Origin of the sequence: Cecembia calidifontis (genome assembly GCF_004216715.1) — a bacterium.
GTDB lineage: Bacteria > Bacteroidota > Bacteroidia > Cytophagales > Cyclobacteriaceae > Cecembia_A > Cecembia_A calidifontis.
Map to the genome: position 1 here is coordinate 1,053,027 of NZ_SGXG01000001.1, position 19,596 is coordinate 1,072,622.

Annotated in this window: 23 protein-coding genes and 3 pseudogenes; 24 read left to right on the forward strand and 2 right to left on the reverse strand. The window is 37.2% G+C overall.

What is annotated here, in order from left to right; translation table 11 throughout:
- Position 1: 1 nt before the first annotated feature.
- Positions 2 to 703: a hypothetical protein gene (locus tag BC751_RS04490; protein ID WP_130274492.1), complete on the forward strand. Its 702-nt coding sequence runs from the start codon at positions 2 to 4 to the stop codon at positions 701 to 703.
- Here the strand turns inward: BC751_RS04490 and BC751_RS04495 are convergent.
- The gene (locus BC751_RS04495; protein WP_165389795.1) at positions 690 to 2,426 is read right to left on the reverse strand and encodes an Eco57I restriction-modification methylase domain-containing protein; all 1,737 of its coding nucleotides are present in this window, start codon (positions 2,424 to 2,426) and stop codon (positions 690 to 692) included. The genes BC751_RS04490 and BC751_RS04495 overlap by 14 nt on opposite strands.
- Before the next feature lie 298 nt (positions 2,427 to 2,724).
- Entirely contained in the window at positions 2,725 to 3,525 is an 801-nt protein-coding gene (gene erm / locus BC751_RS04500; protein ID WP_130274480.1) for a 23S ribosomal RNA methyltransferase Erm, read from the reverse strand.
- 441 nt (positions 3,526 to 3,966) lie between these two features.
- Here erm and BC751_RS04505 point away from each other — a divergent pair, with 441 nt between their 5' ends.
- From BC751_RS04505 to BC751_RS22650, 23 genes and pseudogenes are all read left to right on the forward strand, one after another.
- Positions 3,967 to 4,425 carry an amidohydrolase family protein gene (locus BC751_RS04505; protein ID WP_242617363.1) on the forward strand — a complete coding sequence of 153 codons (459 nt, stop codon included), beginning with the start codon at positions 3,967 to 3,969 and terminating at the stop codon, positions 4,423 to 4,425.
- A gap of 62 nt (positions 4,426 to 4,487) precedes the next feature.
- The gene (locus BC751_RS04510) at positions 4,488 to 5,669 is read left to right on the forward strand and encodes an IS4 family transposase (protein ID WP_130273808.1); all 1,182 of its coding nucleotides are present in this window, start codon (positions 4,488 to 4,490) and stop codon (positions 5,667 to 5,669) included.
- Positions 5,614 to 6,687, forward strand: a complete 1,074-nt coding sequence (locus BC751_RS04515) for an amidohydrolase family protein (protein ID WP_242617364.1) — start codon at positions 5,614 to 5,616, stop codon at positions 6,685 to 6,687. The genes BC751_RS04510 and BC751_RS04515 overlap by 56 nt, the downstream gene beginning before the upstream one ends.
- Positions 6,688 to 6,698: 11 nt before the next feature.
- Positions 6,699 to 7,535 carry a DUF6671 family protein gene (locus tag BC751_RS04520; RefSeq protein ID WP_130274510.1) on the forward strand — a complete coding sequence of 279 codons (837 nt, stop codon included), beginning with the start codon at positions 6,699 to 6,701 and terminating at the stop codon, positions 7,533 to 7,535.
- 397 nt (positions 7,536 to 7,932) lie between these two features.
- Positions 7,933 to 8,382, forward strand: coding sequence for an Hsp20/alpha crystallin family protein (locus BC751_RS04530; RefSeq protein WP_130274511.1), 450 nt, complete (start codon positions 7,933 to 7,935; stop codon positions 8,380 to 8,382).
- A gap of 78 nt (positions 8,383 to 8,460) precedes the next feature.
- Positions 8,461 to 8,682, forward strand: a complete 222-nt coding sequence (locus BC751_RS04535) for a hypothetical protein (protein ID WP_130274512.1) — start codon at positions 8,461 to 8,463, stop codon at positions 8,680 to 8,682.
- A 2-nt stretch (positions 8,683 to 8,684) separates the two neighbouring features.
- On the forward strand, positions 8,685 to 8,897 hold the full coding sequence (locus BC751_RS04540) for an Hsp20/alpha crystallin family protein (protein ID WP_242617569.1): 213 nt from the start codon (positions 8,685 to 8,687) through the stop codon (positions 8,895 to 8,897).
- A 46-nt stretch (positions 8,898 to 8,943) separates the two neighbouring features.
- On the forward strand, positions 8,944 to 9,147 hold the full coding sequence (locus BC751_RS04545; protein ID WP_130274514.1) for a hypothetical protein: 204 nt from the start codon (positions 8,944 to 8,946) through the stop codon (positions 9,145 to 9,147).
- 82 nt (positions 9,148 to 9,229) lie between these two features.
- Positions 9,230 to 10,111, forward strand: coding sequence for a trypsin-like peptidase domain-containing protein (locus tag BC751_RS22010; protein ID WP_207226834.1), 882 nt, complete (start codon positions 9,230 to 9,232; stop codon positions 10,109 to 10,111).
- Positions 10,072 to 10,758, forward strand: coding sequence for a PDZ domain-containing protein (locus tag BC751_RS22015; protein WP_207226835.1), 687 nt, complete (start codon positions 10,072 to 10,074; stop codon positions 10,756 to 10,758). Before BC751_RS22010 ends, BC751_RS22015 begins: the two co-directional genes overlap by 40 nt.
- 142 nt (positions 10,759 to 10,900) lie before the next feature.
- Complete coding sequence (locus BC751_RS22260; RefSeq protein ID WP_242617365.1) at positions 10,901 to 11,086, forward strand: hypothetical protein; 186 nt, start codon at positions 10,901 to 10,903, stop codon at positions 11,084 to 11,086.
- Positions 11,067 to 11,612 (forward strand): amidohydrolase family protein, encoded by a 546-nt coding sequence (locus tag BC751_RS22265; protein WP_242617366.1) that lies wholly within the window; start codon positions 11,067 to 11,069, stop codon positions 11,610 to 11,612. The genes BC751_RS22260 and BC751_RS22265 overlap by 20 nt, the downstream gene beginning before the upstream one ends.
- Before the next feature lie 220 nt (positions 11,613 to 11,832).
- Complete coding sequence (locus BC751_RS22270) at positions 11,833 to 12,159, forward strand: amidohydrolase family protein (protein WP_242617367.1); 327 nt, start codon at positions 11,833 to 11,835, stop codon at positions 12,157 to 12,159.
- 325 nt (positions 12,160 to 12,484) lie between these two features.
- Positions 12,485 to 13,112 (forward strand): annotated as a pseudogene (locus BC751_RS22625) (DUF6671 family protein).
- Between the two features lie 574 nt (positions 13,113 to 13,686).
- The gene (locus BC751_RS22285) at positions 13,687 to 13,965 is read left to right on the forward strand and encodes an Hsp20/alpha crystallin family protein (protein WP_242617370.1); all 279 of its coding nucleotides are present in this window, start codon (positions 13,687 to 13,689) and stop codon (positions 13,963 to 13,965) included.
- Positions 13,966 to 14,043: 78 nt separating this feature from the next.
- Complete coding sequence (locus BC751_RS04570) at positions 14,044 to 14,481, forward strand: Hsp20/alpha crystallin family protein (RefSeq protein ID WP_130274515.1); 438 nt, start codon at positions 14,044 to 14,046, stop codon at positions 14,479 to 14,481.
- A 46-nt stretch (positions 14,482 to 14,527) separates the two neighbouring features.
- A complete protein-coding gene (locus BC751_RS04575; protein WP_130274514.1) occupies positions 14,528 to 14,731 on the forward strand; it encodes a hypothetical protein in 204 nt (67 codons plus the stop codon).
- Between the two features lie 82 nt (positions 14,732 to 14,813).
- A complete protein-coding gene (locus BC751_RS04580) occupies positions 14,814 to 16,340 on the forward strand; it encodes a Do family serine endopeptidase (protein WP_130274516.1) in 1,527 nt (508 codons plus the stop codon).
- A gap of 142 nt (positions 16,341 to 16,482) precedes the next feature.
- Positions 16,483 to 17,292 (forward strand): amidohydrolase family protein, encoded by an 810-nt coding sequence (locus tag BC751_RS22630; protein WP_341272825.1) that lies wholly within the window; start codon positions 16,483 to 16,485, stop codon positions 17,290 to 17,292.
- A gap of 297 nt (positions 17,293 to 17,589) precedes the next feature.
- Positions 17,590 to 17,790, forward strand: a complete 201-nt coding sequence (locus BC751_RS22635) for an amidohydrolase family protein (protein ID WP_341272855.1) — start codon at positions 17,590 to 17,592, stop codon at positions 17,788 to 17,790.
- A gap of 275 nt (positions 17,791 to 18,065) precedes the next feature.
- Positions 18,066 to 18,140 carry a DUF6671 family protein gene (locus BC751_RS22640; RefSeq protein ID WP_341272856.1) on the forward strand — a complete coding sequence of 25 codons (75 nt, stop codon included), beginning with the start codon at positions 18,066 to 18,068 and terminating at the stop codon, positions 18,138 to 18,140.
- A gap of 52 nt (positions 18,141 to 18,192) precedes the next feature.
- A pseudogene (locus BC751_RS22645) lies at positions 18,193 to 18,700 on the forward strand (DUF6671 family protein).
- A gap of 710 nt (positions 18,701 to 19,410) precedes the next feature.
- Positions 19,411 to 19,545 (forward strand): annotated as a pseudogene (locus BC751_RS22650) (Hsp20/alpha crystallin family protein); the annotation flags it as partial.
- Positions 19,546 to 19,596 lie beyond the last annotated feature (51 nt).

Consider the following 19,596-nt stretch of genomic DNA (forward strand, 5'->3'; position numbering starts at 1 on the left):
AATGGACATCAAAGACTTTGAAAGAAAAATATTAAACGAACTTAAAGCAGTTGTAGAAACAATTCTTGACAAGAACCAAGAACCAAATATTTCTGCAAAATCAAGAGCAGGTGCAGAAATAAGTTCATTACTTGAAGAGCAGTTTGTAGCCGAAACAGCCAACCATCAGTATTTTAAAAAGTCTGTTGCCTCACCAGCAGGTGCAACCAAAAATCCTTGGGATGCAATGACTTATTTTAATATCAATGGACACGAAGAATTGATATGGATTGACTTTAAAGCAGTAAAAATTTCGAGTGCTGACAGCAATCCAGATATCGGAACACCAGACAAAATAATTGACCTTATATATAGTGGCTTCTTCTACTTGGCTTACGTTTTCGTTTACTATGAAGAAACTCAAAATGGATTGAAATTCGTAAAAAATGCTGACAGCGAATTTGTAAAAATCTATTTTCTGAAAGATATAAGTTCAACTTTCAGAAGAAACCCCAAAAATCAACTACAAGTAAATATTTCAGCAAAACCAGAAGAAAGAAGTAGAGAAGATTTTATAAATGTTCTTTTTGAGAAAATTGAAGAAAGTCATAAAAGACAAATTGAAATTTCTACCAAAGCATTAGAAAAACTTGCAGAAGGAAATACAAAAGCAAAACTGATTGAAATAAATAAGCAATCTGAAGATAAAATCAAAAATCTTTGATACTTGTTAAAACAGTTTCAATTTCATCTCTTGTTAATCCATAATAGTTATTAATTAAATCGTTCATCCTGACTGTTAATTCATTTTTGTTTGACGGACTTTCATAAAGTTTTTTCGTTAAATCAGTGAATTGTTTTTGCAAGGACTTGTTCATTGGAATATAGATTGTTCCTAAATCAGAAATCTTTATTTGTGGCTGCTTACCTTGTGAAAAGCGAATTATATTCATTTGTTGAGCATAGTAAGTCACCAAATCCGTATTTAACCAACCGCATAAAAAATAAAGAAAATCAATAGTTTCATCTGTATTATTTCTAAAAGAAAAAACATAAAGGCTATTGTTAGCAGAACTTTTATTCAAATCAAGAGTTGCAATTATTTCTTTTGCTGATTGGCGAATGTAAATTTTAGGATTTTCATAAATTGCTGTTTCACCCAAACCAATTCTTTTTTTATTCTTTACCCCAGCCTTTTCTAATTCTTGCTTTAGTTTCTCATTTATTTCATCTTGCAAAGGCTTGTTGTAATAGAAATATTTAGAGAAGCTTAGTTCACCGAACTTTTCCGATAACGCTTTAGAGCCTTGATAATAAGGGAATATAAGATTTTCATTTGTTTCAGGTTTATAACTGAAAGTAAATTTATCTTCCATATCAAGCAACATTACACAAGTCCGTAAATTCTTATTAGGGAAAAGCTGTAAAATGGTTTTATCTTTCTTAGAATTAATCTTGTCAATTATATTTTTTGAAACACTACAGCCATTATATCTAAACTTGTACTCATCATCTTTATTAAACCAACTTGATTGTAAAACATCATACGATTTTTGTGTTTTCCAATCTATGATTTTCACTCGATTATTTTTGTTGTTATTGTTTTTAGTTATTTTTAAAATAACTTGACCGCTTGCAACATCGAAATCTTTAATATTAACCTGCAACTCGTTAATAATTGTTTGCTCTAAAAGAAACTTACGTGTGTAAACGTAGGCTGTTTCAAAAAATGAAACATCAATTATGAAACTTAATTTACCATCTTGTTTAAGCAAATCCAATGAATGTTCAATAAAGAGCATCACCAAATTAAGTTTACCGTTTTTCACATAATCTGGAAACTGCTCATAATTTCTGAGGTAATTAACTCTTTGCTCCTCATTCTCCTTTTTATCTCTACGACCATAAAGCGTTACATATGGCGGATTACCAATTATAAAATCAAAAGAGCCATACAAATCAGAAAATGGTGTAGGAGTCAAGTCATCAAATAAACCTTTGGGTGCTTTTTTGTCCGTAAAGTCCCAATTAATCGCATTAAATGAACCTTTAAATTTTTCGCCAAAAAGGAATAAATAAAATGCTGAAATATTGTCAATCGTTTTTTTCACCATTAAACTATCAACATCAACGAAGAATAAATTTCTTTCAATGAAATTTGAAATCAATAATTCGTCAGGATATTTTTCATAAATCCTAGCAATTAATCTAAGGAGAAAAATTCCCTGACCGCAAGAAGGCTCAAGTATTTTTTTGTGAAATACATCAGCATCAATTTCAATTACATCTAAAAGTTTATCAATTGTAGAAATTGAATTAGTAAAGAAAACTCCGTTTTGTTTTCGGCTTCCTCCATTGAGTTTTTGTTCAAAAACGGTCTGACCTGAAACTTTCATTTCAAGGAACTTCAAGACATCGTTCTGACTTTTTTGAACTTTTACAGACATATCGGACTCTATTTTCATTACGCTGACAAAGATACAAATGATACTTATAATCTACAAGCAAACTTATGAACAATTTCAAAAAAACAACGAAAGACAAGAACGCCAGCCTGTAACAGCGGTTTTGCAAAAGCGGGGGTGCAGTGCTTCGGTTGACAGTTTTTTCGTATAATTGAAGTGCGGTTTTTCAAATGAACGGTAGTGCTAAAAAGCCCCGCCTTCGCAAAGCCGCCAAACGTTATGCGGCAGCTTAAAAGACGACACCAAACCAGAAAAATCATCTTGACAAATCAACTTTAAATTATGAAGGGTGAAACTTTTCGGGGACAACTTCCAGCATTTCCAAAAAACAGTTTTTCCATTGACTTGGCGACAAACAGACAATTTGGGAGTTAAGGTTTATTCCGAACTTTTCCGATATTGACCTGACCTGACTTTTCCTGAAAATCGACTTTAAAGCTGATTTTACAGATAAATCAGGTTTCTGTAACAGACAGGAAATAAAAGCTAAATATTTGGCTTTAAGCTCAAAATCAAAAGAAGACGGATTTCTTTTAATGCGTAACAGAGCTGACTTAACAGTTGGCGGTGGCAAGAAACTTTCAGGACTTACCTCATAGACAAGTTTCAAATCAAAGAAAGTATGATAGAAAACGGTATATGGATTGTAAAGCTTGCTCGAAAACAACTTTTGTGTAGGTTCTAACTGAAGGACAATGGAACCTCCCAGAAAATTTTCAACACACTCGAACATCAGGATTTTGAAAATATCGGAAGTAATTCCATAAGGGATATTTGACACCACTTTGAAAGGAAATTTCGGAACTACAAAATTCCTAAAATCACAACCGACAATTTGAACATTGCGGGCATCAGAAAATAATTTTCGTAAATGTTCAACCAAAGCTGTGTCGTTTTCAATAGCTACGACATTGTTGGCGATTTTTAATAAATGGACAGTAAGAAATCCCTTGCCTGCTCCAATATCCAAAACCGTATCCTGACTATTTATATTTGCTTGTTTTATTGCATCTTCTATGAGCACTTTATCAATGGTAAAGTGCTGGCCCGTGAAACGAACGGGCAATTTCTTTTTTGTCATTAATTACTTCTTACAGGTGAATACTTGAATTCAAATCGTGGAGAAGTGAATAGACAGTATTACCCGACAGAGCAACTATGACAAAGCAACGCCATCAAAAAAATGACGGCATAAACAAAGCATAGCCTGATTGTCTTGACCTAAAAGATTGATTGGAATTTATTCAGGACTGCCTATCACTTAGATAGAAGTCCATAGTCTGCAAAGACAAAACATAGAGATATTCTTTTATAATTATACAACGGCAAATTTAGTAACTTTGCTTGATAAATTAACGAGAAAGAAGAAAAAATGAAAGCCGACCGCATAACATCACCTATACGCAAGCAGGGGTTTCGTGCTTCGTAGGACAGGAAAATGGTAAATTTGAAGTTCAGTTCTTCGTAGGAAGTTTCGTGGTAAAATGCCCTGCCTGCGTATAGCTGAAAAACGTTATCGGCAATGGCAAGACCCGAAACAGACAGACAATTTACAATGACAGAAAAAACTCTAATCAAAAATATAAGCATAGTAAATGAGGGACAAATAACCGTTGCTGACCTATTTATTGAGAATGGTTTAATTCATTCAATCGGACAACTAATCGACCACAAAAATGTAAAAATAGTTGACGGGACAGGCAAGTATTTATTTCCAGGTATTATAGACGGACAAGTTCATTTTCGTGAGCCTGGACTAACACACAAAGGCGACCTTTACACAGAAAGTAAAGCCGCTATTGCTGGTGGCGTGACTTCATTTATTGATATGCCAAATACGTTACCGAATGTATTAACCATTGACATCTTAAATGAAAAATATCAAATAGCATCTAAAAAATCTTTGGCCAATTTTGGCTTCCTTTTAGGTGTAAATGGAGACAACCTTGATGAAATCAATACCGTCCTAAATAAAATATGAGAGGTCTGGTTTTTTGCCCAAAATAGCTATTTTGGGTTTGCACCAAAAAACATAAACCTCCCATGAGTAATATTACATTGTTTTCTCAGATTATTAAAAAAATCGAGCGTTCAATTTTCAAGAAACTGGTTGAAGAGAAGCAAACGGACAAGGGCTGCAAAGGCTTTGACAGCTGGACGCATTTGGTTTCCATGCTTTTTTGCCATTTTGCCAAAAGTACTTCTGTAAGGGATATTTCAAACGGCCTGCGTTCGGCCACGGGGAACCTCAACCATCTGGGGATTGCCAAGGCACCATCCAAGTCCAGTATCAGTTATCAGAACAAGCGCAGGGACTCTGACCTGTTCAAGGAGCTGTATTACGGGCTTCTGAAGCATTTAGGACAGCAGGCGTCCCTGAGCAGGGTAAAACTACGGATCAAGGCTCCCGTCTATCTGCTCGACTCCACGGTGGTAAGTCTTTGCCTTTCGATGTTTGACTGGGCAACCTTCAGGACCAAAAAGGGTGCTGTAAAGATGCATACGCTTCTGGACTATGACGGGAAACTCCCTGTTTATGTGAATATTACAGAAGGAAGTATGGCAGACAATAAAGGCGCTTATGATATTCCTTTGGAGAAAGGATCCGTTATAGTGGCGGACCGCTATTACAATGACTTTCCGATGCTCAACATTTGGGACAGCAAGGGGGTCTTTTTCGTCATAAGGCACAAGGATAACCTTAAGTTCAGCACAATCAATGAACGTCGACTCCCTGAAAATACTGCACAGGAAGTACTGATAGACGAAGAAATTGAACTGGTAAACCCGCAGTCAAAAGTGAAGTACCCCGGAAAACTCAGAAGAGTGGCTGTATGGGACGAAAAAAACCGACAGACCGTCGAACTGATTACCAATAACTTCAAATGGTCAGCAAAGACAATCGGTGATCTTTACCGGTGCCGATGGGAGATTGAGATCTTCTTCAGGGACATCAAGCAGTTACTCCATATCAAAACCTTTATCGGAACATCGAAAAATGCCGTGATGATCCAGATATGGACCGCGCTGATCACCATTCTGCTCCTAAAAGTGATGAAGGCAACCGCTAAATTCGGATGGCATCTGTCCAATCTGGTTGCATTTATCAGACTGAACATATTCGTTAAAATAGAGCTGCAAAAGTGGCTGGACAAACCCTTTGAAGACCATGAAAAACCTCCTCAAAAAAGCCAACAGGGGGTTCTATTTCCGGATTACAGATAAAATCACAATAGAAATTGCAGAAACACAGCTAAACATCTGTCTTGTAAATTATTTAGGACAGCATTGTGATGAAATAATTAAGCTCGAGACATCAAAACTGTTAGGCGTTTCAGATGACGGACTTTACTTTACAAAAAAAGGCAACCTACTTGCTGATAATCCAGAAACAATGGAAAAACTGTTTGCGAACTGCAAATCCATTATTGCCATTCATTCTGAAAAAGAACAAATAGTTGAAGAGAACGAAAACATATATCGTGAAAAATATGGAGAAAATGTGCCTATTGAATTTCATCCAATTATTAGAAGCGAAAAAGCTTGTTATGAAGCAACCAAAAGAGCAATTGACATAGCTAACAAACTTAAAGCTCGACTTCACATTCTGCACCTGACGACTGAAGCAGAAACACATTTATTTAGAAATGACATTCCTCTAAAAGAGAAAAATGTAACAACCGAAGTTTCGGTTCATCATTTGTGGTTTTCTGACAAAGACTACAAGCGTTTGGGAACTTTAATAAAATGGAACCCAGCGATAAAAACTGAAAAGGACAAAAAAGGACTTTTAAAAGCTTTGTTAGACGATAGAATAGACATCGTAACTACAGACCACGCACCCCATACATTAGACGAAAAACAAAAATCATATTTTCAATCAATGTCGGGTGCACCGATAATTCAGCATTCATTGAATATTATGTTAGAGTTTTTCAAACAAGGACTAATATCATTGGAAAAAATTGCCGAAAAAATGTGTCATAATCCAGCGATACTTTACGGCATTGAAAACCGAGGTTTCATACGAGAAGGTTACTATGCAGACCTCACTATTGTTGACTTAAATTCAAGCTGGACAGTTGACAAGAATAACATTTTATCTAAATGCGGTTGGTCACCATTAGAAGGAACAACTTTTCAAACCAAAGTGACCCATACATTTGTAAATGGTAATTTAACTTATGACAAGGGGAATTTTGACGAAACGAAAAGAGGATTATCACTATCAAAATCAAATTAATTGGGAATGAAATGTTTCAAAACAGAAAAATAATCATCGCAACCAAGCACCACAAAGAGCAAGTGATTGCACCTATTCTCGAAAAAGAATTGGGTGTAAATTGCTTTACAGATGAAACTTTTGATACGGATGCTTTGGGAACATTTACAGGTGAAGTAGAGAGAGAACTTGACCCAATTTCAACGGCAAGAGAAAAATGTCTGCGGGCAATGAAAGCAAACAACTGTGATTTAGGAATTGCAAGTGAGGGTTCATTTGGCCCACACCCATCTATGTTTTTTATAAGTGCTGACGATGAATTTTTAATTTTTATTGACACAAAAAATAACATAGAAGTAATCGCTCGAGAATTAAGCACTTCAACTAATTTTAATGGTAGACAAATCCAAACTCAAAAAGAACTTTTTGAGTTTGCAGAACAGGTTGGTTTTCCAGCACACGGTTTAATTCTTAGAAAATCAAAAGATGAAAATACGGATATTTATAAAGGGATAACCGAAAGTGAAATTTTGCAGAAATCATTTAACTATTTTTTCTCGAAATACAATTCAGTTTATGCAGAAACGGATATGAGAGCTATGTATAACCCTACACGAATGAGTGTGATTGAACAAGCAACACAAAAACTGGTGCAAAAAATTAAATCAACTTGCCCTCAATGTCAAACACCGGGTTTTGGAATAACAGATGCTAAAAAGGGTCTTGAATGTAGCTTATGTAGTTCACCGACAAACTCAACACTAAGCTATATTTATGTCTGCCAACAGTGCAAATTCACAAAAGAAGAAATGTATCCAAATAAAAAAACAACCGAAGACCCAACGTATTGCGACTGTTGTAATCCATAAAAGAGATAATATTGACACACAGGACAGAATACACAAATAGCAGAACGAAAGACAAAGCCACAGCCGATAACACGGGTTTGGCAAAAGTGGCGGTTCAGTGCTCCGCAGACACATTTGTGGTTAATCAAACATTGGTTCTCCGCATCAACATTTGTGGTGTAAATCGCCACCTTCGCCAAGCCCGAAACCGTTGTAGGCAATTTTCAAAAGAAGGTATGTACCACAATGCCCAACCTATTGGCAGGATTAATTGAATAAATATGTCATAATGACGGTTATTTTTTAGGTTTTATCCTTATTTAGGACAAAATGTCATTCAATTCTTATTGGTACATCAGTTGTAAGTCGTAAAAGTGTTTTGATGTTCATTTATGTTTAACCTTAAATATTTTCAACTATGGCAATTGTAAAGTATGATTCAAACCGTGCATTCCCTGCTTTTAGCAGCTTGTTCGATGACTTCTTCAATACCGAATTCGGTAATTGGAGACATAACAACTTTTCAGCTACCAATACTACACTTCCTGCCGTAAACATCAAGGAAGACAATGATGGCTTCTTGGTTGAAATGGCAGCACCAGGTATGGAAAAAGCCGATTTCAAAATTAATTTGGAAAATAATGTACTGACTATTTCTTCTGAAAAGCAAGAAGAGCAAAAAGAAGAACAAGATAAGTACACTCGTAGAGAATTTGCTTATCGTGCTTTCCAACGTTCTTTCACCTTGCCTGATAGTGCAGATAGTGAAAAAATCGAAGCCAAGTACGAAAACGGTGTGTTGCAAGTGAATATTCCTAAGAAAGAGGAAGCGAAACCGCAACCACCTAAGCTAATTGAAATTTCATAATCAATTTTACTTCGATGGGTGGTGTACAACCGCCACCCTTCTCTACTTTAGTGTTGAACCTTTAAACAACTTATTCTTATGGACTTAGTTAAATGGACAAAAAATATAAAACCAAAATTCCCCAAGGTTGTGGAGAATTTCTTTGGTAAGATTATGGGTCAAGGTAGTGCTGAACACGAAGAAGTGGCGACCTTACCTTCGGTAAACATCAGTGATGAAAACAAGGCTTTTGAAGTGGCAGTAGCTGTTCCCGGACTTGACAAAAAGATATTAAAGTTGAAGTTCAAGACGGGTACCTAAAAATTTCATCGGAAAAACAGTACGAAAAAGAGGAAAAAGATAAGAACTGGATGCGTAGAGAATTTGGCTATGCCAGTTTCCAGCGAGTTTTTCAACTTCCGCAGGGTGCTGACCCTGAGCAAGTACAGGCAAAAATGGAAAACGGAGTGTTGAATATCCGTTTGGGCAAAAAGGCGGGTTACGAAAAATTGACCAGAGTCATTGAGGTGAAGTAAAACACTCTATTTGTTTGATGTTGAACCATAAAAAAAGGAGGTAACTATGGATAAATTAGCACTTGGCTTATCAGCTATCACCCTAATTTATGGCTGTCTTCTTTATTTGAGTTTCAACTTCCGAGAGGTGATGAATTGGTTGAATAAGCTTCGTTTGAGTACAATTCTTGTGAGAGAAAAAGCGACCGTTAAACGGATGTCAAACCAGACTGATACAGCTTACAAAGCATCAGACCGAATGGCAGCCTAGGTAAATGTGGGAGTAATAGCCTTTAGGCTCTCTCCCCTGCTTTTCATTTTAACTTATGTTTCACTTTTAAGTCGAAATGACTATGAAAAACTATGGAGTTTCTGCATTGATAGCCTTAGTCGTTTCTTTGGGGGTGTTCTTTGCTGTTCCTCAATTTACTGACTTTGGCAAAAGTGTTAAAATAGAACACGTTTCGGGCACCCCTGCTCAAGGTGCGCTTTATACTGCCGATGAAAACGGCAATATGATACCGGTAGATTTTACACAATTGGCAGAGAAAGCAATGGATGCTGTGGTACATATTAAATCAACCCAAATACAGCAATATACCAATAGCAATAATTCTTACCAGTACCGTGAACTGCCAGACCCATTTAAAGAGTTTTTCGGTGGAGATGATTTTTTTGAGCAATTCTTTGGCCCACGCAGATATTACCAAACTCCACAACCGAGAGAGCCACAGGCAAGGGTAGGTACTGGTTCAGGCGTAATTATCAATAGTGAAGGCTATATTGTTACTAACAACCACGTAATTGCCAATGCTGACGATATTGAAGTTACGCTTCACGATAACCGCACCTTCAAGGCTACTGTGGTAGGTACTGACCCTTCCACAGACCTTGCCTTGCTTCAAATAAAAGCCAGCGGATTAAGTACCTTGCCGTTGGTCAATTCTGATGATGTGAAAGTAGGAGAGTGGGTACTTGCTGTGGGTAACCCCTTTAACCTTAACTCTACCGTAACAGCGGGCATTGTTAGTGCAAAATCACGTAATATCAATATTTTACGGGAGCAGTTTGCCGTAGAATCGTTTATTCAAACCGATGCGGCTATCAACCCGGGTAATAGCGGAGGTGCTTTGATTAACCTGAGTGGAGGATTGATTGGTATCAATACTGCTATTTGCCAGTCCAACAGGTGCTTATGCGGGTTATGGCTTTGCTGTGGCCTTCCAACATCGTAAACAAAGTAGTAGAAGACTTATTAAAGTACGGAATAGTACAACGTGGTTTCTTAGGGATTACTATTCGTGGGGTAGATGCTACGTTAATAAAAGAGAAAGAGTTGGAGGTAGAAACTGGTGTATATGTGGACAGTGTGGGTCAAAATAGTGCCGCCAAAGAAGCAGGCATTAAAGAGGGCGATGTAATTGTGGAAATTGACGGTAAGAAAGTAAATACTACCTCTGAACTACAAGAAGTGGTGGCAAGCCATCGACCTGGCGATAAATTAGAGGTAAAAGTGAACCGCAAGGGGAAAGAAGTGGTGAGTCAGGTAGTGTTACGCAATCGTGAAGGTGAAACGAACTTCCTCGACAAAGCCCGAACCACTATATTTAACAATTTAGGCGCACAATTTGAAGATCTGGACAAGAAAACCGCCAAAAAACTCAACATTGACGGAGGAGTAAAAGTAAGTAAGCTTTTTGCTGGCAAGCTCAAACGCAACACAGCCATCAAAGAAGGTTTTATCATCACTAAAATAGATGGTCGGGTCATCAAGTCGGTCGATGATTTGGAAACAGCACTAAAGGATAAGAAAGGCGGTGTACTGATTGAAGGAGTTTATGAAGATTTGCCAGGTACCCACTATTATGCACTTGGGTTATAAAAAAAGCCTACAACATTGTGTATAAGCAATAGCGGTTCAGGTGCAAACTTGAGCCGTTTTTGCGTTTAATTAAGTATCTTGCTATCTGACAGTTTAGTGGATATAAATCCGCTACTGCTCATACACGAGACCGTTATCGGCAATGGCAAGACCCGAAACAGACAGACAATTTACAATGACAGAAAAAACTCTAATCAAAAATATAAGCATAGTAAATGAGGGACAAATAACCGTTGCTGACCTATTTATTGAGAATGGTTTAATTCATTCAATCGGACAACTAATCGACCACAAAAATGTAAAAATAGTTGACGGGACAGGCAAGTAATTTATTTCCAGGTATTATAGACGGACAAGTTCATTTTCGTGAGCCTGGACTAACACACAAAGGCGACCTTTACACAGAAAGTAAAGCCGCTATTGCTGGTGGCGTGACTTCATTTATTGATATGCCAAATACGTTACCGAATGTATTAACCATTGACATCTTAAATGAAAAATATCAAATAGCATCTAAAAAATCTTTGGCCAATTTTGGCTTCCTTTTAGGTGTAAATGGAGACAACCTTGATGAAATAATTAAGCTCGAGACATCAAAACTGTTAGGCGTTTCAGATGACGGACTTTACTTTACAAAAAAAGGCAACCTACTTGCTGATAATCCAGAAACAATGGAAAAACTGTTTGCGAACTGCAAATCCATTATTGCCATTCATTCTGAAAAAGAACAAATAGTTGAAGAGAACGAAAACATATATCGTGAAAAATATGGAGAAAATGTGCCTATTGAATTTCATCCAATTATTAGAAGCGAAAAGCTTGTTATGAAGCAACCAAAAGAGCAATTGACATAGCTAACAAACTTAAAGCTCGACTTCACATTCTGCACCTGACGACTGAAGCAGAAACACATTTATTTAGAAATGACATTCCTCTAAAAGAGAAAAATGTAACAACCGAAGTTTCGGTTCATCATTTGTGGTTTTCTGACAAAGACTACAAGCGTTTGGGAACTTAATAAAATGGAACCCAGCGATAAAAACTGAAAAGGACAAAAAAGGACTTTTAAAAGCTTTGTTAGACGATAGAATAGACATCGTAACTACAGACCACGCACCCCATACATTAGACGAAAAACAAAAATCATATTTTCAATCAATGTCGGGTGCACCGATAATTCAGCATTCATTGAATATTATGTTAGAGTTTTTCAAACAAGGACTAATATCATTGGAAAAAATTGCCGAAAAAATGTGTCATAATCCAGCGATACTTTACGGCATTGAAAACCGAGGTTTCATACGAGAAGGTTACTATGCAGACCTCACTATTGTTGACTTAAATTCAAGCTGGACAGTTGACAAGAATAACATTTATCTAAATGCGGTTGGTCACCATTAGAAGGAACAACTTTTCAAACCAAAGTGACCCATACATTGTAAATGGTAATTTAACTTATGACAAGGGGGAATTTTGACGAAACGAAAAGAGGATTATCACTATCAAAATCAAATTAATTGGGAATGAAATGTTTCAAAACAGAAAAATAATCATCGCAACCAAGCACCACAAAGAGCAAGTGATTGCACCTATTCTCGAAAAAGAATTGGGTGTAAATTGCTTTACAGATGAAACTTTTGATACGGATGCTTTGGGAACATTTACAGGTGAAGTAGAGAGAGAACTTGACCCAATTTCAACGGCAAGAGAAAAATGTCTGCGGGCAATGAAAGCAAACAACTGTGATTTAGGAATTGCAAGTGAGGGTTCATTTGGCCCACACCCATCTAGTTTTTTATAAGTGCTGACGATGAATTTTTAATTTTTATTGACACAAAAAATAACATAGAAGTAATCGCTCGAGAATTAAGCACTTCAACTAATTTTAATGGTAGACAAATCCAAACTCAAAAAGAACTTTTTGAGTTTGCAGAACAGGTTGGTTTTCCAGCACACGGTTTAATTCTTAGAAAATCAAAAGATGAAAATACGGATATTTATAAAGGGATAACCGAAGTGAAATTTTGCAGAAATCATTTAACTATTTTTTCTCGAAATACAATTCAGTTTATGCAGAAACGGATATGAGAGCTATGTATAACCCTACACGAATGAGTGTGATTGAACAAGCAACACAAAAACTGGTGCAAAAAATTAAATCAACTTGCCCTCAATGTCAAACACCGGGTTTTGGAATAACAGATGCTAAAAAGGGTCTTGAATGTAGCTTATGTAGTTCACCGACAAACTCAACACTAAGCTATATTTATGTCTGCCAACAGTGCAAATTCACAAAAGAAGAAATGTATCCAAATAAAAAACAACCGAAGACCCAACGTATTGCGACTGTTTAATCCATAAAAGAGATAATATTGACACACAGGACAGAATACACAAATAGCAGAACGAAAGACAAAAGCACAGCCGATAACACGGGTTTGGCAAAAGTGGCGGTTCAGTGCTCCGCAGACACATTTGTGGTTAATCAAACATTGGTCTCCGCATCAACATTTGTGGTGTAAATCGCCACCTTCGCCAAGCCCGAAACCGTTGTAGGCAATTTTCAAAAGAAGGTATGTACCACAATGCCCAACCTATTGGCAGGATTAATTGAATAAATATGTCATAATGACGGTTATTTTTTAGGTTTTATCCTTATTTAGGACAAAATGTCATTCAATTCTTATTGGTACATCAGTTGTAAGTCGTAAAAGTGTTTTGATGTTCATTTATGGTTTAACCTTAAATATTTTCACCTATGGCAATTGTAAAGTATGATTCAAACCGTGCATTCCCTGCTTTTAGCAGCTTGTTCGATGACTTCTTCAATACCGATTCGGTAATTGGAGACATAACAACTTTTCAGCTACCAATACTACACTTCCTGCCGTAAACATCAAGGAAGACAATGATGGCTTCTTGGTTGAAATGGCAGCACCAGGTATGGAAAAAGCCGATTTCAAAATTAATTTGGAAAATAATGTACTGACTATTTCTTCTGAAAAGCAAGAAGAGCAAAAAGAAGAACAAGATAAGTACACTCGTAGAGAATTTGCTTATCGTGCTTTCCAACGTTCTTTCACCTTGCCTGATAGTGCAGATAGTGAAAAAATCGAAGCCAAGTACGAAAACGGTGTGTTGCAAGTGAATATTCCTAAGAAAGAGGAAGCGAAACCGCAACCACCTAAGCTAATTGAAATTTCATAATCAATTTTACTTCGATGGGTGGTGTACAACCGCCACCCTTCTCTACTTTAGTGTTGAACCTTTAAACAACTTATTCTTATGGACTTAGTTAAATGGACAAAAAATATAAAACCAAAATTCCCCAAGGTTGTGGAGAATTTCTTTGGTAAGATTATGGGTCAAGGTAGTGCTGAACACGAAGAAGTGGCGACCTTACCTTCGGTAAACATCAGTGATGAAAACAAGGCTTTTGAAGTGGCAGTAGCTGTTCCCGGACTTGACAAAAAAGATATTAAAGTTGAAGTTCAAGACGGGTACCTAAAAATTTCATCGGAAAAACAGTACGAAAAAGAGGAAAAAGATAAGAACTGGATGCGTAGAGAATTTGGCTATGCCAGTTTCCAGCGAGTTTTTCAACTTCCGCAGGGTGCTGACCCTGAGCAAGTACAGGCAAAAATGGAAAACGGAGTGTTGAATATCCGTTTGGGCAAAAAGGCGGGTTACGAAAAATTGACCAGAGTCATTGAGGTGAAGTAAAACACTCTATTTGTTTGATGTTGAACCATAAAAAAAGGAGGTAACTATGGATAAATTAGCACTTGGCTTATCAGCTATCACCCTAATTTATGGCTGTCTTCTTTATTTGAGTTTCAACTTCCGAGAGGTGATGAATTGGTTGAATAAGCTTCGTTTGAGTACAATTCTTGTGAGAGAAAAAGCGACCGTTAAACGGATGTCAAACCAGACTGATACAGCTTACAAAGCATCAGACCGAATGGCAGCCTAGGTAAATGTGGGAGTAATAGCCTTTAGGCTCTCTCCCCTGCTTTTCATTTTAACTTATGTTTCACTTTTAAGTCGAAATGACTATGAAAAACTATGGAGTTTCTGCATTGATAGCCTTAGTCGTTTCTTTGGGGGTGTTCTTTGCTGTTCCTCAATTTACTGACTTTGGCAAAAGTGTTAAAATAGAACACGTTTCGGGCACCCCTGCTCAAGGTGCGCTTTATACTGCCGATGAAAACGGCAATATGATACCGGTAGATTTTACACAATTGGCAGAGAAAGCAATGGATGCTGTGGTACATATTAAATCAACCCAAATACAGCAATATACCAATAGCAATAATTCTTACCAGTACCGTGAACTGCCAGACCCATTTAAAGAGTTTTTCGGTGGAGATGATTTTTTTGAGCAATTCTTTGGCCCACGCAGATATTACCAAACTCCACAACCGAGAGAGCCACAGGCAAGGGTAGGTACTGGTTCAGGCGTAATTATCAATAGTGAAGGCTATATTGTTACTAACAACCACGTAATTGCCAATGCTGACGATATTGAAGTTACGCTTCACGATAACCGCACCTTCAAGGCTACTGTGGTAGGTACTGACCCTTCCACAGACCTTGCCTTGCTTCAAATAAAAGCCAGCGGATTAAGTACCTTGCCGTTGGTCAATTCTGATGATGTGAAAGTAGGAGAGTGGGTACTTGCTGTGGGTAACCCCTTTAACCTTAACTCTACCGTAACAGCGGGCATTGTTAGTGCAAAATCACGTAATATCAATATTTTACGGGAGCAGTTTGCCGTAGAATCGTTTATTCAAACCGATGCGGCTATCAACCCGGGTAATAGCGGAGGTGCTTTGATTAACCTGAGTGGAGGATTGATTGGTATCAATACTGCTATTGCCAGTCCAACAGGTGCTTATGCGGGTTATGGCTTTGCTGTGCCTTCCAACATCGTAAACAAAGTAGTAGAAGACTTATTAAAGTACGGAATAGTACAACGTGGTTTCTTAGGGATTACTATTCGTGGGGTAGATGCTACGTTAATAAAAGAGAAAGAGTTGGAGGTAGAAACTGGTGTATATGTGGACAGTGTGGGTCAAAATAGTGCCGCCAAAGAAGCAGGCATTAAAGAGGGCGATGTAATTGTGGAAATTGACGGTAAGAAAGTAAATACTACCTCTGAACTACAAGAAGTGGTGGCAAGCCATCGACCTGGCGATAAATTAGAGGTAAAAGTGAACCGCAAGGGGAAAGAAGTGGTGAGTCAGGTAGTGTTACGCAATCGTGAAGGTGAAACGAACTTCCTCGACAAAGCCCGAACCACTATATTTAACAATTTAGGCGCACAATTTGAAGATCTGGACAAGAAAACCGCCAAAAAACTCAACATTGACGGAGGAGTAAAAGTAAGTAAGCTTTTTGCTGGCAAGCTCAAACGCAACACAGCCATCAAAGAAGGTTTTATCATCACTAAAATAGATGGTCGGGTCATCAAGTCGGTCGATGATTTGGAAACAGCACTAAAGGATAAGAAAGGCGGTGTACTGATTGAAGGAGTTTATGAAGATTTGCCAGGTACCCACTATTATGCACTTGGGTTATAAAAAAAGCCTACAACATTGTGTATAAGCAATAGCGGTTCAGGTGCAAACTTGAGCCGTTTTTGCGTTTAATTAAGTATCTTGCTATCTGACAGTTTAGTGGATATAAATCCGCTACTGCTCATACACGAGACCGTTATCGGCAATGGCAAGACCCGAAACAGACAGACAATTTACAATGACAGAAAAAACTCTAATCAAAAATATAAGCATAGTAAATGAGGGACAAATAACCGTTGCTGACCTATTTATTGAGAATGGTTTAATTCATTCAATCGGACAACTAATCGACCACAAAAATGTAAAAATAGTTGACGGGACAGGCAAGTATTTATTTCCAGGTATTATAGACGGACAAGTTCATTTTCGTGAGCCTGGACTAACACACAAAGGCGACCTTTACACAGAAAGTAAAGCCGCTATTGCTGGTGGCGTGACTTCATTTATTGATATGCCAAATACGTTACCGAATGTATTAACCATTGACATCTTAAATGAAAAATATCAAATAGCATCTAAAAAATCTTTGGCCAATTTTGGCTTCCTTTTAGGTGTAAATGGAGACAACCTTGATGAAATAATTAAGCTCGAGACATCAAAACTGTTAGGCGTTTCAGATGACGGACTTTACTTTACAAAAAAAGGCAACCTACTTGCTGATAATCCAGAAACAATGGAAAAACTGTTTGCGAACTGCAAATCCATTATTGCCATTCATTCTGAAAAAGAACAAATAGTTGAAGAGAACGAAAACATATATCGTGAAAAATATGGAGAAAATGTGCCTATTGAATTTCATCCAATTATTAGAAGCGAAAAAGCTTGTTATGAAGCAACCAAAAGAGCAATTGACATAGCTAACAAACTTAAAGCTCGACTTCACATTCTGCACCTGACGACTGAAGCAGAAACACATTTATTTAGAAATGACATTCCTCTAAAAGAGAAAATGTAACAACCGAAGTTCGGTCATCATTTGTGGTTTTCTGACAAAGACTACAAGCGTTTGGGAACTTTAATAAATGGAACCCAGCGATAAAAAACTGAAAAGGGACAAAAAAGGACTTTTAAAAGCTTTGTTAGACGATAGAATAGACATCGTAACTACAGACCACGCACCCCATACATTAGACGAAAAACAAAAATCATATTTCAATCAATGTCGGGTGCACCCGATAATTCAGCATTCATTGAATATTATGTTAGAGTTTTTCAAACAAGGACTAATATCATTGGAAAAATTGCCGAAAAAATGTGTCATAATCCAGCGATACTTTACGGCATTGAAAACCGAGGTTTCATACGAGAAGGTTACTATGCAGACCTCACTATTGTTGACTTAAATTCAAGCTGGACAGTTGACAAGAATAACATTTTATCTAAATGCGGGTTGGTCACCATTAGAAGGAACAACTTTTCAAACCAAAGTGACCCATACATTTGTAAATGGTAATTTAACTTATGACAAGGGGAATTTTGACGAAACGAAAAGAGGATTATCACTATCAAAATCAAATTAATTGGGAATGAAATGTTTCAAACAGAAAAATAATCATCGCAACCAAGCACCACAAAGAGCAAGTGATTGCACCTATTCTCGAAAAAGAATTGGGTGTAAATTGCTTTACAGATGAAAACTTTTGATACGGATGCTTTGGGAACATTTACAGGTGAAGTAGAGAGAGAACTTGACCAATTTCAACGGGCAAGAGAAAATGTCTGCGGGCAATGAAAGCAAACAACTGTGATTTAGGAATTGCAAGTGAGGGTTCATTTGGCCCACACCCATCTATGTTTTTATAAGTGCTGACGATGAATTTTTAATTTTTATTGACACAAAAATAACATAGAAGTAATCGCTCGAGAATTAAGCACTTCAACTAATTTTAATGGTAGACAAATCCAAACTCAACAAGAACTTTTGAGTTTGCAGAACAGGTTGGTTTTCCAGCACACGGTTTAATTCTTAGAAAATCAAAAGATGAAAATACGGATATTTATAAAGGGATAACCGAAAGTGAAATTTTGCAGAAATCATTAACTATTTTTTCTCGAAATACAATTCAGTTTATGCAGAAACGGATATGAGAGCTATGTATAACCCTACACGAATGAGTGTGATTGAACAAGCAACACAAAAACTGGTGCAAAAAATTAAATCAACTTGCCCTCAATGTCAAACACCGGGTTTTGGAATAACAGATGCTAAAAAGGGTCTTGAATGTAGCTTATGTAGTTCACCGACAAACTCAACACTAAGCTATATTTATGTCTGCCAACAGTGCAAATTCACAAAAGAAGAAATGTATCCAAATAAAAAAACAACCGAAGACCCAACGTATTGCGACTGTTGTAATCCATAAAAGAGATAATATTGACACACAGGACAGAATACACAAATAGCAGAACGAAAGACAAAGCCACAGCCGATAACACGGGTTTGGCAAAAGTGGCGGTTCAGTGCTCCGCAGACACATTTGTGGTTAATCAAACATTGGTTCTCCGCATCAACATTTGTGGTGTAAATCGCCACCTTCGCCAAGCCCGAAACCGTTGTAGGCAATTTTCAAAGAAGGTATGTACCACAATGCCCAACCTATTGGCAGGATTAATTGAATAAATATGTCATAATGACGGTTATTTTTTAGGTTTTATCCTTATTTAGGACAAAATGTCATTCAATTCTTATTGGTACATCAGTTGTAAGTCGTAAAAGTGTTTTGATGTTCATTTATGTTTAACCTTAAATATTTTCAACTATGGCAATTGTAAAGTATGATTCAAACCGTGCATTCCCTGCTTTTAGCAGCTTGTTCGATGACTTCTTCAATACCGAATTCGGTAATTGGAGACATAACAACTTTTCAGCTACCAATACTACACTTCCTGCCGTAAACATCAAGGAAGACAATGATGGCTTCTTGGTTGAAATGGCAGCACCAGGTATGGAAAAAGCCGATTTCAAAATTAATTTGGAAAATAATGTACTGACTATTTCTTCTGAAAAGCAAGAAGAGCAAAAGAAGAACAAGATAAGTACACTCGTAGAGAATTTGCTTATCGTGCTTTCCAACGTTCTTTCACCTTGCCTGATAGTGCAGATAGTGAAAAAATCGAAGCCAAGTACGAAAACGGTGTGTTGCAAGTGAATATTCCTAAGAAAGAGGAAGCGAAACCGCAACCACCTAAGCTAATTGAAATTTCATAATCAATTTTACTTCGATGGGTGGTGTACAACCGCCACCCTTCTCTACTTTAG

Excerpts from the sequence above, each read along its gene's own strand:
- BC751_RS04490 (WP_130274492.1), top strand. The coding sequence starts at position 2 with ATGGACATCAAAGACTTTGAAAGAAAAATATTAAACGAACTTAAAGCA.
- BC751_RS04495 (WP_165389795.1), bottom strand. The coding sequence starts at position 2,426 with ATGTCTGTAAAAGTTCAAAAAAGTCAGAACGATGTCTTGAAGTTCCTT.
- erm (WP_130274480.1), bottom strand. The coding sequence starts at position 3,525 with ATGACAAAAAAGAAATTGCCCGTTCGTTTCACGGGCCAGCACTTTACC.
- BC751_RS04505 (WP_242617363.1), top strand. The coding sequence starts at position 3,967 with ATGGCAAGACCCGAAACAGACAGACAATTTACAATGACAGAAAAAACT.
- BC751_RS04510 (WP_130273808.1), top strand. The coding sequence starts at position 4,488 with ATGAGTAATATTACATTGTTTTCTCAGATTATTAAAAAAATCGAGCGT.
- BC751_RS04515 (WP_242617364.1), top strand. The coding sequence starts at position 5,614 with ATGAAAAACCTCCTCAAAAAAGCCAACAGGGGGTTCTATTTCCGGATT.
- BC751_RS04520 (WP_130274510.1), top strand. The coding sequence starts at position 6,699 with ATGTTTCAAAACAGAAAAATAATCATCGCAACCAAGCACCACAAAGAG.
- BC751_RS04530 (WP_130274511.1), top strand. The coding sequence starts at position 7,933 with ATGGCAATTGTAAAGTATGATTCAAACCGTGCATTCCCTGCTTTTAGC.
- BC751_RS04535 (WP_130274512.1), top strand. The coding sequence starts at position 8,461 with ATGGACTTAGTTAAATGGACAAAAAATATAAAACCAAAATTCCCCAAG.
- BC751_RS04545 (WP_130274514.1), top strand. The coding sequence starts at position 8,944 with ATGGATAAATTAGCACTTGGCTTATCAGCTATCACCCTAATTTATGGC.
- BC751_RS22010 (WP_207226834.1), top strand. The coding sequence starts at position 9,230 with ATGAAAAACTATGGAGTTTCTGCATTGATAGCCTTAGTCGTTTCTTTG.
- BC751_RS22015 (WP_207226835.1), top strand. The coding sequence starts at position 10,072 with ATGCGGGTTATGGCTTTGCTGTGGCCTTCCAACATCGTAAACAAAGTA.
- BC751_RS22260 (WP_242617365.1), top strand. The coding sequence starts at position 10,901 with ATGGCAAGACCCGAAACAGACAGACAATTTACAATGACAGAAAAAACT.
- BC751_RS22285 (WP_242617370.1), top strand. The coding sequence starts at position 13,687 with ATGGCAGCACCAGGTATGGAAAAAGCCGATTTCAAAATTAATTTGGAA.
- BC751_RS04570 (WP_130274515.1), top strand. The coding sequence starts at position 14,044 with ATGGACTTAGTTAAATGGACAAAAAATATAAAACCAAAATTCCCCAAG.
- BC751_RS04575 (WP_130274514.1), top strand. The coding sequence starts at position 14,528 with ATGGATAAATTAGCACTTGGCTTATCAGCTATCACCCTAATTTATGGC.
- BC751_RS04580 (WP_130274516.1), top strand. The coding sequence starts at position 14,814 with ATGAAAAACTATGGAGTTTCTGCATTGATAGCCTTAGTCGTTTCTTTG.
- BC751_RS22630 (WP_341272825.1), top strand. The coding sequence starts at position 16,483 with ATGGCAAGACCCGAAACAGACAGACAATTTACAATGACAGAAAAAACT.
- BC751_RS22635 (WP_341272855.1), top strand. The coding sequence starts at position 17,590 with ATGTGTCATAATCCAGCGATACTTTACGGCATTGAAAACCGAGGTTTC.